Below are 14524 nucleotides of genomic sequence, written 5' to 3' on the forward strand. Positions count from 1 at the left end.
GGGGATGGATGCCGATCAACCCTTCGACTTCTCCGGCCTTGCAGGCGGCGGCGGTCACCAGGTGACGGCGGCCCACTCCATGACGCGCACGCCGCTGCGCGAGATGTTCACCCAGGACACCGCACAGGCACCCGCACCCGACCCCGCATCCGATCCCGGCGCACCGCAGGACCCGTGGGACAAACCGGACGACGGCTCCTTCCACTGGATCCGCCACAGCGGAGCCGAACTCGACATCCTCGTGTGAAAAACAGGCAGCCAGGCCTCGGCCGAATGGCCGGGGCCTGTGCTCGCCATGGCGGCGCGCAGAAACCGCCCCGCTGCGGTTAAAGTGAGCGCGCGTAACGGACGCCGTTCGCAGGCCGCCTGTGGCGCGACAATTTCACTGCGAACGCGTTTGCCGGAAGCCAAAAGTCTTGAGAGCGGCAATCGGTTGCGCAATCCAAGCCCGCGAGGCACGGTTCGGCGGCAAGCCTGCTATCGGCAGCATCCCGGAGGCTGTGCTGCGCTAACGAGACCTGTGAACATAGCGAATGCGCAGTCAGAGAGGCGCAAGGAGACCTCAGCAGTAAACCCGGGACATTCTGAGCGCAAACTGATCGGCGGTTGGCAATCCCTTGCCGCAAGCCTCTGTAATTCATGGCCTAGCCGCGTTCGCGCGAATCGCCGGACACCGGTTCAGGCATCAGGACCGCTGTCGAAGCAGCCGCAGCGCTTGGCCCCGACTTGGCCCGTATGATCCCGTAATGGCGCACCAGCCCACCTGATCCGCTCTCCTGCGGCAGGGCGCGGCATTCGCAGCGCCCTGATACGAGTTCGCGGAACAGGCGGGTGAAGACCGCGCCATACCATTCGAACAGGCTCGGCGGCGGCGCGGGATCATCGCCAGCGCTGGTGCGGTCGATGGTGAAGCTCCAGAGATCATGCGGCGCGAAGCGCCCCGCCCCGATGAATGTCCAGGCGTGCCGCCGGATCGCCGCCATCAACAGCCGCGCGGAAAGCGGCGCGGGCAGGAACCGCAAGAGGGCCCGCACGGGCCCGGGAAGGCGGTGTTCGATGATGTAATCGGCGGTGCGCCATCCCGCCGACCGGGCGATCGCCGCCGCCTCGCGCGGGAGGCGGCGGGCGATGGCGCGGTGGAGCGCGATGGCATGGGTCTCGCGGATCATGCTCTCGCCTGTCGGCAGGCCCGACAGGCCCGCTTCGGCGAGGATTGCCGCGCTCACCTCGGGGCCAAGCCGGTCCTCGATCACGCGCACCGTCTGGAGCACGGCATTGGGGCCGATTTCGGCCTCGCCGCGGGATGGGCGATGCCGGTCAGCCATCGCTTTCCACCGCCACGTCGATCCGGTCGCGGCGGCGCTCCTCACCGCGCTCTTTCATCTGCTTGCGCACCGCCTCGCGCCGGGCCGCAGCCTGCGCGGCCTTGTCGGCATTGGTCTGCCAGTCGGTCGCCGCATCCTCGGCCGCGGCGCGGCTCTCGTCGAAGTGAAAATCGACCTTTTTCTGCGTCTGCGGCCCCCAGTATCCCGCCTTGCCGAGATCGTAGAAGGTCCGTTTGAAACCGGCACGCAGGAAGGCATAGAGACAGCCGAGCAGGTAGCGCCGCCTAAAGCCCGTCCCGCGCCAGGGATAATGGAACAGCGCCTTTTGCATGTAGAAGCGGCGGTAGTTCTTCATCACGCCGTTCAGGAGCTCGCCCCGCTCCATCGCGGCAGGCTTCATGATCGGCGTGACGAAATTGTATTTCGAGAAATCGTGAATCTCGACCTGGTCCTTGATCTCCTCGAACAAGGGGGTGAAGGGCCAGGGCGTGTACATCGCCCAATTGGCAAGGTCGGGCTGCCAGTCCCACGCCATCTTGTAGGTCTCTTCGAGCGTTTCGGGCGTTTCGTTGTCCAGCCCGACGATGAACTGTGCCTCGACGAAGATGTCGGCATCGCGCAGCAGCTTGATCGCCTGCTTGTTCTCCTCGACCTTGGTTTCCTTGTTGAACCGGTCGAGCTTCATCTGCGCGGCGGCTTCCGTGCCGAGGCTGACATGGACCAGCCCGGCCTTGCGGTAGAAATGGAGCAATTCCTTGTCGCGATAGATGTCGGTGACGCGGGTGTTGATACCCCATTTCACCTTGTCGGGCAGGCCGCGGTCGATCAGCTCCTGGCAGAACTCGATGAATTTCTTGCGGTTGATGGTCGGTTCCTCGTCCGCGAGGATGAAGAAGCCGACGCCGTGATTGACGTGCAGGTCCTCGATCTCGTCGACCACGTCCTTGGGATCGCGAATGCGGTAATCACGCCAGAATTTCCATTGCGAGCAGAACGAGCAGGTGAAGGGGCACCCGCGCGCGAGATTGGGAATCGCGACCTTGGTGTTCAGCGGCAGGTAGATGTACTGGTCCCAGTCGAGGATGGTCCAGTCGGGCTTCAGCGTTGACATGTCCTTGACCGTGTCGGCGGCGGGCGTGGCGACGATCTTGTCGCCGTCGCGAAAAGCGAGGCCCTTGATGTACGCGCGCTCGTCCTTCCAACTGCCCTTCGAAATCGCGGAGAACAGCTCGACCGCGATCTCCTCGCCCTCGCCGCGCACGATCACGTCGATATGCGGGGCTTCGGAGAGGACCTGCTTGTACATGAAGGTCGCGTGGACCCCGCCCAGCACCCGCACCGCTTTCGGCACGTTGAGCGCGGCGATTTCGAGGACGCGCTCGGCTGCGTAGATCGAGGGGGTGATCGCGGTCGTCCCGACGACGTCGGGCTGGAGCGCGAGCATCCGGTCGCGCAATTCCTCGTCGCTGACCCCTTCGGTCATCGCGTCGATGAAATGGATGTCGGTGAAGCCCGCGCGCTTCAATGGCCCCGTCAGGTAGGCGACCCATGCGGGCGGCCATGTCCCGGCGATCTCGGCTCCGCCGGAGCGATAGTTTGGATGGACGAACAGAATGCGCATGTGCCGACTCCCCCTTCTTGGATTTCGCCAAGGTGGGGAAGTCGTCGTCCGTGCGCTTTGTTCGAGATCAAAAAGGGCGATTCAGCCCTTCGCCGCGTGCTCCTTGCGCGCGATTTCGTGCAGCCAGTCAGCTTGGCGCGGGGCCTTCTTCGTCTGGCTCCACTCTTCCAGCATCAGCGGCGCGACGCGGGCGAGTTCGGCATATTGTTCCTCGGTCCCGATATCGGTTGCCAGTTCGACGCGGTGGCCGTTGGGATCGAAGAAATAGATCGACTTGAAGATGCCGTGATGCGTGGGGCCGAGCACTTCGATCCCCTGCGCCTCGACATGCGCCTTGGCCGCGAGCAGCGCGTCCTCATCGGGCACCTTGAAAGCGAGGTGCTGCACCCAGGCGGGCGTGTTCTCGTCGCGGCCCATATCCTCTTGATTGGGCAGTTCGAAGAAGGCGAGCACATTGCCATTCCCCGCATCGAGGAAGACGTGCATGTAGGGATCGTATTCGCCGGTCGAGGGCACGTGGTCCTCGGCAAAGGCGGTGGTGTAGCCCATGCCGAGCACGCGGCCGTACCACTCCACGGTCTCCTTCGCGTCCTTGCAGCGATAGGCGGCGTGGTGGATACCGCCCAGTTTCACGGGGTGGTTTGAACGCTCGGTCATTGGGCCTCCTTCACTCACTCATGCATTGAAACTGCTTATTCGTGCGTATTTCAACGGATGCAGGGCCTCGTCTAAAAGCCAACCCAGACGAGAAATCCCATCAGAGCCCCTGCCGCAGCAGCTCGGAGTATAGCCACAAAGCCACTGTATGGCTTTTGAGGTACCTCCCGTGCGCGCATGAGGCCGCGGCTAAATTCTAATTGCGAGGTGTTTTTTCTGTCGTTCCATAAGCCTACAACCGTAAAGCAGAAGACAATGAACCCGACAGCTATCGCAGCTTGAACATCGCTATCCATCGGTTCTCAGATGATCTCGAAAGAAGCCGTGCTCATCATGGCGTGCATCACTCGGCGGGTTCCTTGTCCTTCACATCAAGCGCGCCGCGGCGGATCTGGTCGCGCTCCATGCTTTCGAACAGGGCCTTGAAATTGCCCTCTCCGAAGCCTTCGTCGCCCTTGCGCTGGATGAATTCGAAGAAGACCGGCCCGACCTGCGCCTCGGCAAAGATCTGCAGCAGCAGGCGGGGCTTGCCGCCCTCCGTGGTCCCGTCGAGGAGGATGCCGCGCGCCTTCAGCGCCTCGGCGTCCTGGCCGTGGCCGGGCAGGCGTTCGTCGAGCATTTCGTAATAGGTCGCAGGCGGCGCGGTCATGAAGGGCACGCCATACCCCTTGAGCCTGTCGTAGCAGGCGATGAGATCGTCGCAGATCAGCGCGATGTGCTGGATGCCTTCGCCGTTGAACTGCTTCAAAAACTCCTCGATCTGGCCCTTGCCGCCTTCGCCCTCTTCATTGAGCGGGATGCGGATCTTGCCGTCGGGCGCGGTCAGCGCCTTGGAAGTGAGGCCGGTATATTCGCCCTTGATATCGAAGAAGCGGATTTCGCGGAAATTGAACAGGCTTTCGTAATAATCGGCCCAGTACTTCATGCGGCCGGTGTAAACGTTGTGCGTGAGGTGATCGATCGTGTGGAAGCCCGCGCCTTCGGGATAGGGATCGACGCCGGGCAGGTAATCGAAATCGATGTCGTAGATCGTTAGGCTCTTGCCCTCGGCCCCGGCATAGCGGTCGACGAGGTAGAGGATCGCCCCGCCGATCCCGCGGATCGCGGGGATGCGCAGTTCCATCACGCCGGTTTCGACATGGACGGGTTCGGCGCCTTTTGCGATCAGATCGTCATAGGCTTTTGCCGCATCGCGCACGCGAAAGGCCATGCCGCACGCGCTCGGCCCGTGCTCGCGGGCGAAGTACCGCGCCGCGCTGCGCGGTTCGTAATTGGCTATGAGATTGATACCGCCTTGGCGCCACAGATGCACGTCCTTGGACCGGTGCTTGGCCACGCGGGTGAAACCCATCGCTTCGAAGACGGGTTCGAGCACGCCCTTTTCGGGTGCGCAGAATTCAACGAATTCAAAGCCGTCGAGGCCGGCGGGATTTTCGAACAGGTCGCCCTCGTGAAGAGCGGTATTCTGGGTCATGTCAGGGGCCTTTGCTGGCGAGTAGCGTCTGGATCACGGAAGCGGGATCGTGAAAATATGGTTACACTTGTAACTATCTAGGCGATCCCCGCGCTCTTGTCAAAGCGGGATCGCCCCCATGCGTTCGCCCGCGCGATTGCATGAGCCTCGCCTGCGGTGCAAAGTGCCACGTCAAGGAGGAACGCCCATGATCCGCACGCAGGGAATCAACCACGTCGCGCTCGTCTGCCGCGACATGAAGGAGACGGTCCGCTTTTACACCGAGGTGCTTAAGATGCCGCTCTTCAAGACGGTGCAATTGCCCGATGGCGGCCAGCATTTCTTCTTCGATTGCGGCGGGGGCGCGTCGGTGGCCTTCTTCTGGTGGAAGGACGCGCCGCCGGCCGCGCCGGGAATTGCCTCGGTGAAAAAATTCCCCTTCGATGCCAAGACCGCGCACGGCTCGATGAACCACCTCGCCTTCCACATGGAAGAAGACGAGCTCGACGCCGCGCTCGAAAGGCTGGAAGAGGCGGAGGTCGAGCACACCCACATGGTCTTCAACCACGACGACAGCCCCTCGGGCTATGCGAAGGAGATGCACGAGGGCGTTTTCGTGCGCTCGGTCTATTTCAGCGACCCGGACGGCATATTGCTCGAATTCGCGGCGACGACGAAGAAGTTCGGGCCCGAGGACGTGGCGCACGAACCCGCCGGAGCGGCCGACGCGCGGGCGGACGCCTGATGCCCCGGCTGCGCGAGATTCCCCGCGAAGAGGCGGAGGAAAAGACCGTCCTGCCGCTTTACGCAATGCTGTTCGGCGAGCGTGATCCGGTGGCCGAACCGGGCACGGCGACGGGGACTTGCGGAGACTGGTGGACGGTCTTCGCCAATTCGCCTGCCACGCTGAAACACGCCGCGCAGGGCTTCGCCTATTACCGCTCTCCCGAACGCAAGCTCGACCCCGTCCTGCGCGAACTGGGCCAGACCTGGGCGGGCTGGGCCACGGGCTCGCAATTCGTCTTCTCGCAGCATTGCAAGAGCCTGCGCGGGCTCGCCGTGCCGGAAGAGAAGATCGCGGCGATCCCGACGTGGCAGACCGCTGACGTGTTCACGGCAAAGGAACGCCTCGTCCTCGCCTATGCCGACCGGCTCGTCACCCATGCGGGGCGCGTTCCCGACGACCTGTTCGCGCAGGTGAAGTCCGAGTTCAGCGACGAGGAAATCCTCGAGCTCACTTACATAACCTGCCTCTACCAGATGCATGCCGTGATGAGCCGGGCGCTGCGTACCGAATTCGACGACCGCGACGATCCCGTCACCGAAGTCCCCGCGCCCGAAGGTTTCGATGCGATGGACTTTCTCGGCGGAGAGCGGCGCTAGAGGCCCCCGCTACAGACCGGGCATCGGGGCGAGGCGACCGATGGTGCGCCCGCGCTCGTCCATCTCCAGCGCGAGCGTGTCGCCGAAAGGCTCCCCGCTTTCGAACAGGTCGCGGGTCGCTTGGTCCGACAGGTCGGCATTGCCGATCACCCGTTCGCCGGCATCGTTGCGGCCGATGAAAACCGCATCGCTGCCCGCCCTCGAGTGATTGATGGTATAGCTTTCGACCGTGGCGCGGCTTCCCGGCTCCTTGGCGACCGGCACGCCATTGTCCGCTGTCGGCAGTTTTTCGAACCGGTCATTGGCGGACCAGTCCGCCGGATCGGTCGAATAGATGCCGGTCGCATATTTGCTCATCCAGCCGCCATTCGCGCCGACCAGCGCATAGGCACCCCGGTCACGGCGCGCGCGCTCGACCGCTTCGGCGATGGCATGGGCGGAATAATTGTTCCCCGCCCCGCCGAAGAAGGGCAGCCCGCCGGTGAGCGTGAGCCCGCGCGGATCGTCGGCGGCGAGGCCGAAATGTTCGACCTGGTTGAATACCGGAATCGCAAAGCAGGAATAGAAATCGATATAGCCGATCTCGTCCATCCTCTTGCCCGCCCGATCGAGCGCCGCCTCGACGCTGGCGATGGAAGCGGGCGCGGCGGCAAGATCGGGCCGCTGCGAGAGCTTGAGCTCGGTCGCGGCGGTGACCGCGTGGATATGCACCCAGCGATCCTCGGGCACGCCCATCTCGCGCGCCAGACCGGCACTTGCGACAATGATCGCGGCGGCCTGGTTCACCTGGTCGCGCGCCACCGTCATGCGGGTATAGGGCTCGGCGACGATGCGGTTGCGCTCCGTCACGGTCGCCAGTTCCTCGGCGCTGCGGATTTTCGGCGCGGCGGCGTGCGGGTTGGCAGCGGCGACATGGGTGAAGGGTTCGAACAATCGCCCGATATCGAGCCGGTATTCTTCCAGCCCCTTCCCGAGCTTGGCCCGCCGCGCATTCTCGGCCAGCGCATAAAGCGGGATCGCCCCGGTCGCGCCGTGGGCGAACAGGGCGGGCTCCATCAATTCCTCGATGCCGAAACCCTGGTCTTCATATTCACCGCCGACCTCTTCCGACCAGTCGGGCTTTTCGCCCCTGGCCGACAGAGCGAGGACGGTCGAGATCGCTTCCGAACCGACCACCACCGCACAGCGGCTTTCGCCCGCCGCAATCGCGCTGGCGAATTCGCCGACCAGCTGCTGATTGGTCTGCCCGCCCGTCGGCGTCAGGATCGCGCGCGCCGGGTCCGCGCCCACCCGCTTGGCAATGGCGCGCGGGATGTTGTCGGGCGCGCCGAAGGGCGGCTCCTTGCTCGGACGCGACATTTCGAAAGCGCGGATCGCGGCAAGCGTGTCGATATTGCGTGCGACCTCACCCGAAGCCGAACTGTCCGAAATCGCCGCCGACAACGCCCGCCCGGCGAGGTCCATGTAATTGAGACCCTCATAGCCGGGCTCTCCTACGCGCTCGGAGAATTGCCCGACCCCGATGATGACGGGCGTGCTGTCGGCGACCATTGCCACGCGCGGCTCAGTCCGCGAAGCCGTCGACGCGCTCGACGATGATCGCAGGGGCCATGCCGCCCGCTGCGCACATCGTCACGAGGCCGGTCTTGAGGTCGCGGCGCTCGAGTTCGTCGACGATCGTGCCGATCAGGATCGATCCCGTCGCGCCGATCGGGTGGCCCAGAGCGATCGAGCCGCCATTGACGTTGACCTTGTCCCAGTCGAGCCCGAGATCCCGAACGAATTTCGCAGCGACCACGGCGAAGGCCTCGTTGATCTCGAAAAGGTCGATGTCGTCCAGGGTCATGCCGGCCTTTTCCAGCACCTTCTTCGCTGCCGGGACGGGTGCGTTGAGCATCAGCGTGGGGTCATCGCCCATATTCGCGGTCGCGACGATCCGCGCGCGCGGCTTGAGCCCGTGCTTCTGGGCGTATTCCTTGCTGCAAACCAGCACCGCTGCCGCGCCGTCGACCACGCCCGAGGAATTGCCCGCATGGTGGAAATGCTCGATTGTGAGGTCGGGATATTTCTGGTTGATGAGGCTGCGGAAGGTCGTGCCGTTCTTGTCGAGCGGCACGTCGGCGATCTTGGTGAAGGCCGGCTCGAGCTTGGCGAGGTCCTCCATCGTCGTCTGCGGGCGGGGATATTCCTCCTTGTCGAGGACCACGTTGCCCTCGTCGTCCACCACCGGCACGACCGACTTGTCGAAGCGGCCTTCGCCGATGGCTTCCGCCGCGCGCTGCTGCGAGCGATAGCCGACTTCGTCGAGTTCTTCGCGGGTGAAGCCTTCCATGCTCGCGATCGCATCGCCGCAGATCCCCTGGTGGGACTGCGGGTGCACGCGCTGGAGCCGCTCGTTGTAGCTGCCCATCATGGGCGGCTTGAGGCCCGCCTGCATCTTCTCCTTCGACATGGCGGCGGTGAGGCTCATCATCTCGGTCCCGCCGGCGACGACGCAATCTTCCATCCCGCTCATCACCTGGGCTGCGGCGAGGCTGACGCTCGTGATCCCGCCCCCGCAGAACCGGTCGAGCGTGGTCCCGCTCGAAGTGATGTCGTAGCCCGCATCGAGCGCGGCCATGCGCCCGAGGTCACCCGCCTGCATGCCGTCCTGCGTCGAAACCGACCAGATCACGTCGTCGACCGTGCTCGTGTCGAGCCCGTTGCGCTGCGCGATCGCTTTCATCACGGTGGCGGCGAGATGCTGCGGGTGCTGTTCGGCCAGCGCGCCCTTGCCCTGCTTGCCGATCCCGCGCGGGGTGCGCACTGCGTCGATGATGTAGGCTTCGCCCATGGTTCTGGTATCCTCTTGGCTGGCTATGGATTTAGCGAAATCGCGGTTGACGTTTCCGTAAGCCCACTGCACCACTCGCACAAGATTCAGTTGCAATTCGAAACGCCGAAATTTGATAGGAGAGCAAATTGAGCGACACGCAACCCCCCGAAGTCCTGACCGAAGTGGACGACGGCGTCCTGATCGTCACTATCAACCGGCCCGAGGCCAAGAACGCCATGACCAAGGCCGCGGCCGAGGGGATCGCGGCGGCGATGGACCGGCTGGACAGCGAGGACGACCTGCGTGTCGGCATCCTGACGGGTGCGGGCGGGACATTCTGTTCGGGGATGGACCTCAAGGGCTTCCTGCGCGGTGAAAGCCCGACGGTCGAGGGGCGCGGCTTCGGCGGCGTGGTGCAGGCTCCGCCGGCCAAGCCGCTGATCGCGGCGGTCGAAGGCTATGCGCTGGCCGGCGGGCTCGAACTGATGATCGCCTGCGACCTCGTGGTCGCCAATGCGGGCGCGAAATTCGGCATCCCCGAAGTCAAGCGCGGCCTCGTCGCGGCGGCGGGCGGCGTGATGATGCTGCCCGACCAGATCCCCGAACGCATCGCGATGGAACTCGCGCTGACGGGCGATTTCATCGATGCTGCGCGCGCCTATGAACTCGGTCTCATCAACGAGGTGAGCGATGGCAGCGCGCTCGACGCGGCCAAGGCGCTGGCCGCGCGCATAGCGGCCAATGGCCCGCTCGCGGTCAGGGTGTCGAAGCAGGTGATGAAGGAATCGCGCGGCTGGGCGATGGAGGATCGCTATAAGAAGCAGGGCGAGCTGATCGCGCCGGTCTTCGTGTCCGAAGACGCGCGCGAAGGCGCCGCCGCCTTCGCCGAAAAGCGCAAGCCCAACTGGAAGGGCAAGTAAGAGGTTTTTGATTGCGGGTGCCGGGCCACCCACTCCCCCGCCCTTCCGCCCTTGAGGATACGATTCCGGGTGGAAGGGCGGGGGAGTGGGAGGCTCGGCACCACGGATCGGCCGGATGGCCGATCCGCCGAGTGAAACGAGGAGAGAGAAAGATGCCCGTCATCGACGTACCGCAGCCCGAATTCATGGAAGACGAGGAAATCTCGATCTTCGCCGATGCGGTGGGCAAGTTCTACGAACAGCACGCGCCAATGAAGCGCATCGAGAAATGGCGCGAGGATGGCCAGGTCGAACGCGAATTCTGGCGCGAGGCGGGCGCGGCCGGCCTGCTCGGCGTCTCCGTTCCCGAGGAATATGGCGGCCACGGCGGCGATTTCCGGCATGACATGGTGGTGATCGACCAGCAGGCGAAACACGGCGTCGAAGGCTTCGCCGCATCGCTGCACAACACCATCATCCTGCCCTATCTCGTGCGCCACGGGACCGAGGAGCAGAAGCAGAAATACCTGCCCCGCCTCGTCACCGGCGATCTCGTCAGCGCGATCGCGATGAGCGAGCCGGATGTCGGCTCCGACCTCCAGAGCATCAAGACCAGCGCTCTCAAGGACGGCAATGGCTACCGTCTCAACGGATCGAAGACGTGGATCTCGAACGGCCAGACCGCCGATTTCATCATCGTCGTCGCCAAGACCGATCCCAGCGAAGGCGCCAAGGGCATTTCGCTGATGCTGCTCGAGACCGAAGGCGCCGAAGGCTTCCAGCGCGGCAAGAAGATCGACAAGGTCGGGCTCGATGCGCAGGACACCTCGGAATTGTTCTTCGACAACGTCTTCATCCCCTCCGACAACATCCTCGGCGGGGTCGAGGGCAAGGGCTTCTACCAGTTGATGGGCGAGCTGCCGCAGGAACGCCTCGTGATCGCGATGGGCGCGATGACGGGGATCGAGAAAGCGCTCGAAGTGACGGTCGAATACGTCAAGAACCGCAAGGCTTTCGGCAAGACTATCTGGGATTTCCAGAACACCCAGTTCACTCTCGCCGACCTCAAGGCGCGCGGGACCGCGGCGCGGGTGTTCGTCAATGACTGCATCGCAAAGCTGCTCAAGGGCGAGCTCGACGTGGCGACCGCGAGCATGGCGAAATACTGGGTGACGGAGCTGCAGAGCGAAGTCGTCGACAAGTGCCTGCAATTCCACGGTGGGGCCGGCTTTACCAACGAATATACGATCGGCCGGATGTACCGCGACACCCGCATCGCGCGCATTTATGGTGGCTCGAACGAGATCATGAAGATGCTGATCGCGAGGAGTATGTGATTTCGCAGCCCCATCCGGGGCTGCGTCCTCGCTAGACTCGCAGCATGGCTGCGCCCGCTGCGGGGCGGCCGCGTGGCCTTGCAGCTGCTATGCAGCCGGCTGCCCCGCCCACTTACGAAGGTCGGACCGTAACGACGCCAAGGACGTCGCAAGGCCGACCGGCCGCCCGCAGGGGCCCCGCAGCGAAGCGAAGGGAACAGCCCCGAGAACGCACCCGCGGATGCGGGTGCGCAAACAAAAAAGGCGGCCCGGTTTCCCGAGCCGCCCTTCTTCGCCTGAACGGATGCGATCAGAACTTCGCGCGCAGCACCACGCCGTAGGTGCGCGGCTGCAGCGGGAAGGCCGAGCGCGAATTCGCCGCGCCGCTCCCGCGCAGGGTGGTGTTGAAAGTCACCCCGCGGGTCACGTTGTCGGTCAGGTTGTTGACGAAGCCCTCGATCGCATAGGCCCCGTCGTTGAAGCGCAGGCCGGCGCGCAGGTTGATGAACTCGTTCCCGTCCTGCACGTCCGCGACGATCAACGGCTGCGCGGCAACCGCGGCCTCGACGCCGAGACTGGCAATCTGGTCCGCGCTGGGCGGCACGATCGCCTGGGTCGAGGTGCGCTGGTCGCTTTCGAGCCGGATCTGGCCCGACAGGAAGAATTCCGCGCTGGCGCTGATCGGCTTTTCCCACAAGGCCCCGAACAGGCCGACCACCTGCGGCGCGTTGGTAAGGTCGAACCCGCACAGCGAGACCACCTGCGGCGCCGTCTGGTCGCCAGCGCAGTCCTCGGGATAGCTCGCCTCGAGGATCGTCGCCGCGATGTTGAAGGTCAATTCGTCGGTCGGGCGGATGAGGCCCTCGATCTCGATCCCCTGCGTCTCGGCGAGAGGCACGTTGAAAGTCTGGAAGGCCGTGCCGGTGAATTCGAGCACCTGGAAGTTCTGGAATTCCTCGTAGAAGGCGGCGAGGTTGAACGTCACCGCATTGTCGAGGAACCGCGTCTTCAGGCCGAATTCGATCGCGTCCACTTCTTCCGACAGGAAGGTCGGGTCCGCTCCGCCGACGGCGGCGGTGGTGTCGAGGTTGATCCCGCCCGCCTTGTATCCGTGGGTGAAGCTGCCGTAGACGTTGACCGCCGGGCTGAATTCATAGGCGGCGCGGATGGTGTAGATCAGTTCCTCGTCGCTGAAATCGGCCTGGAAGGTGCGCGGCAGGAAAGCCGCAGGCAGGCCGGGCTGCGTCGCCTGCGGCAGGTCCGCCGGCGCGGTGAAGCCGAAGCAGCCGAGCGCCACGGCACTGCCTTCGAGCCCGGCGGGAATCGCGCCCGCACCGAGCGAACCGAGAATGGCCGGACAGATCTGGTTGTTGACCGCGGTCTGGGTGAAGCCGCCCTCTTTCTCCTCCCACGAATAGCGTGCGCCCAGCGTGAGTTCGAACCCGTCGAACACCTCGAAGGTGTTGTGGGTGAAGATCGAATAGCTTTGCGCGTCCTGCTGGAAGCGGTTGGTGTTTGATGTCCCCGCCGGGTTGACCCCGCCGCTCAGCGTCTGGAGCGGCGCGCCGCCGAACGCGCCGCCGGTCGGCACGAACAGCAGCGCGCCGACATTCGCGTCGTAATCCGAACCGAGCGAGAAGCTGACCGACTGGTCGATCTGTTCGTCGGAATAGAACCCGCCGATGATGTAGTTGAGCTTGCCATCGAACGCCTCGCCCTGCAGGCGTAGCTCCGCCGTGATCGTCTCGAGTTCGAGGTCGAGCAGGTCGACATTGAAGATGTCGAGCGCGGTGAAATCGGAATCGTAGGTCTCGTTCGAGGCGAACTTGCGATAGCCGCCGATGAAGATGAGGTCGGCGCTGTCACCGACCGGGAATTCGACTTCGCCCGTGATGCCCCAGTTGTCGATATCGACGATCGGCGCGAAATTGGCCGAGGCGACACGGTCGTTCAGCGCCTCACGGAAAGTCGCGTTGTCGAAAGCCGTGGTCGCGACCGTGGGCTGGCCGTTACCCCCATTCGCGCCGAGACCGACCCCGGCATAGGCCCCGCCCGTTACCAGCGGCGACTGGTAAAGCTCGATCGGGCTGCAGCAGCTCGACGTGCTCTTCGAATAGTCGCCGATGATGCGGCCACGAATGCCGCTTTCGGTCTCGAAGCCAAGCTGGGCGCGGACCAGCCACTGGTCCTGGTCGTTGGAATCGTCGAACGGCGTGCCGGTCTCGTCGACCAGCGTGAGGAAGCCGTCGCGCTCGCGATAGGCACCGGTCACGCGCAGCGCGAGCGTGTCCTGCACGATCGGAACATTGACCGCGCCCTGAAGGCTGACCTCGTTGAAATTGCCGTAGCCCGCATTCACGAACCCGCCGAATTCGTAAAGGTCGGGCCGCTTGGTCGTGATGTTGAGCGCGCCTGCCGAGGTGTTGCGGCCGAAGGTCGTACCCTGCGGCCCGCGCAAAACCTCGACCCGTTCGAGGTCGACGAGCTCGGTCAGCGCCACGCCGGGGCGCGACTGGTAGGTGCCGTCGATGAAAATGCCGACCGCGCTTTCGAAGCCGATATTGTTCGAGGTCGTCCCGATGCCGCGGATCCGCAGCACGACCGAGCCAGAGGCCACCTGCGCATTGGAAACGGTCAGGCTGGGCGCGACCGCGACGACTTCCTGGATGTTGTCGACGCCCTGGTTGTCGAGCTGCTGCGGCGAAACCGCGGTCACCGCCAGAGGAATGTCCTGCACGTCCTGCGCACGGCGGGTGGCGGTCACGATAATGACGCCGTCATCCGTTTCGGGCGCCTCGGGCATTTCGGGCATTTCCCCGTCCTGCGCGAATGCGGGTACGGTGAACGAACTGCAGGCCAGAAGGCCGGCAGCATAGGCTGCAAGCTTACGTGTCATAGAATCTCTCTCCACAATCCCAGCCGGGTCTTTTGACCTCGGGCGATGAACGCGGGAAGTAGACTATCAGCGCGTTTGCGCCTGCCAAGAGTCCCTGCGCGCCTTTTTGGGGACAGGTGCAAAAATGCCACAAACATCGCCGCAGCGCAGCATTCGGTC

Annotated in this window: 12 protein-coding genes; 5 read left to right on the forward strand and 7 right to left on the reverse strand. The window is 64.2% G+C overall.

Annotated elements, in window-relative coordinates:
- Positions 1-247: hypothetical protein (locus RIB52_RS08410; protein WP_350174877.1), on the forward strand; the 247-nt coding region annotated here is incomplete at its 5' end.
- Between the two features lie 397 nt (positions 248-644).
- Here RIB52_RS08410 and bchJ read toward each other — a convergent pair.
- The 4 genes from bchJ to hppD all read right to left on the reverse strand — a co-directional run bounded on the left by bchJ (position 645) and on the right by hppD (position 5077).
- Entirely contained in the window at positions 645-1325 is a 681-nt protein-coding gene (bchJ, locus tag RIB52_RS08415; RefSeq protein ID WP_350174879.1) for a bacteriochlorophyll 4-vinyl reductase, read from the reverse strand.
- A complete protein-coding gene (gene bchE, locus RIB52_RS08420) occupies positions 1318-2946 on the reverse strand; it encodes a magnesium-protoporphyrin IX monomethyl ester anaerobic oxidative cyclase (RefSeq protein WP_350174881.1) in 1629 nt (542 codons plus the stop codon). Before bchE ends, bchJ begins: the two co-directional genes overlap by 8 nt.
- An 81-nt stretch (positions 2947-3027) precedes the next feature.
- Positions 3028-3603, reverse strand: a complete 576-nt coding sequence (locus tag RIB52_RS08425) for a VOC family protein (RefSeq protein ID WP_350174883.1) — start codon at positions 3601-3603, stop codon at positions 3028-3030.
- A gap of 343 nt (positions 3604-3946) precedes the next feature.
- The gene (hppD, locus tag RIB52_RS08430; RefSeq protein WP_350174885.1) at positions 3947-5077 is read right to left on the reverse strand and encodes a 4-hydroxyphenylpyruvate dioxygenase; all 1131 of its coding nucleotides are present in this window, start codon (positions 5075-5077) and stop codon (positions 3947-3949) included.
- 187 nt (positions 5078-5264) lie between these two features.
- On the opposite strand from hppD, the gene RIB52_RS08435 reads away from it, so the two are divergent.
- Positions 5265-5801 carry a VOC family protein gene (locus RIB52_RS08435; RefSeq protein WP_350174887.1) on the forward strand — a complete coding sequence of 179 codons (537 nt, stop codon included), beginning with the start codon at positions 5265-5267 and terminating at the stop codon, positions 5799-5801.
- The gene (locus tag RIB52_RS08440) at positions 5801-6439 is read left to right on the forward strand and encodes a carboxymuconolactone decarboxylase family protein (protein ID WP_350174889.1); all 639 of its coding nucleotides are present in this window, start codon (positions 5801-5803) and stop codon (positions 6437-6439) included. Before RIB52_RS08435 ends, RIB52_RS08440 begins: the two co-directional genes overlap by 1 nt.
- Positions 6440-6448: 9 nt before the next feature.
- Here the strand turns inward: RIB52_RS08440 and RIB52_RS08445 are convergent, their stop codons facing one another.
- Both RIB52_RS08445 and RIB52_RS08450 read right to left on the reverse strand, forming a co-directional pair.
- Positions 6449-7990 (reverse strand): TLP1 C-terminal extension domain-containing protein, encoded by a 1542-nt coding sequence (locus RIB52_RS08445; protein WP_350175295.1) that lies wholly within the window; start codon positions 7988-7990, stop codon positions 6449-6451.
- Between the two features lie 13 nt (positions 7991-8003).
- Entirely contained in the window at positions 8004-9272 is a 1269-nt protein-coding gene (locus RIB52_RS08450; RefSeq protein WP_350174891.1) for an acetyl-CoA C-acetyltransferase, read from the reverse strand.
- Between the two features lie 128 nt (positions 9273-9400).
- Here RIB52_RS08450 and RIB52_RS08455 point away from each other — a divergent pair, with 128 nt between their 5' ends.
- Together RIB52_RS08455 and RIB52_RS08460 are read left to right on the forward strand one after the other, a co-directional pair.
- Entirely contained in the window at positions 9401-10174 is a 774-nt protein-coding gene (locus tag RIB52_RS08455) for a crotonase/enoyl-CoA hydratase family protein (RefSeq protein ID WP_350174893.1), read from the forward strand.
- A 152-nt stretch (positions 10175-10326) separates the two neighbouring features.
- Positions 10327-11490, forward strand: coding sequence for an acyl-CoA dehydrogenase family protein (locus RIB52_RS08460; protein ID WP_350174895.1), 1164 nt, complete (start codon positions 10327-10329; stop codon positions 11488-11490).
- A 289-nt stretch (positions 11491-11779) separates the two neighbouring features.
- Here the strand turns inward: RIB52_RS08460 and RIB52_RS08465 are convergent, their stop codons facing one another.
- A complete protein-coding gene (locus tag RIB52_RS08465; protein WP_350174897.1) occupies positions 11780-14365 on the reverse strand; it encodes a TonB-dependent receptor in 2586 nt (861 codons plus the stop codon).
- Between the last annotated feature and the right edge of the window lie 159 nt (positions 14366-14524).

It is taken from the genome of Erythrobacter sp. (genome assembly GCF_040217515.1).
In the GTDB taxonomy this organism is placed as follows: Bacteria; Pseudomonadota; Alphaproteobacteria; order Sphingomonadales; family Sphingomonadaceae; genus Erythrobacter.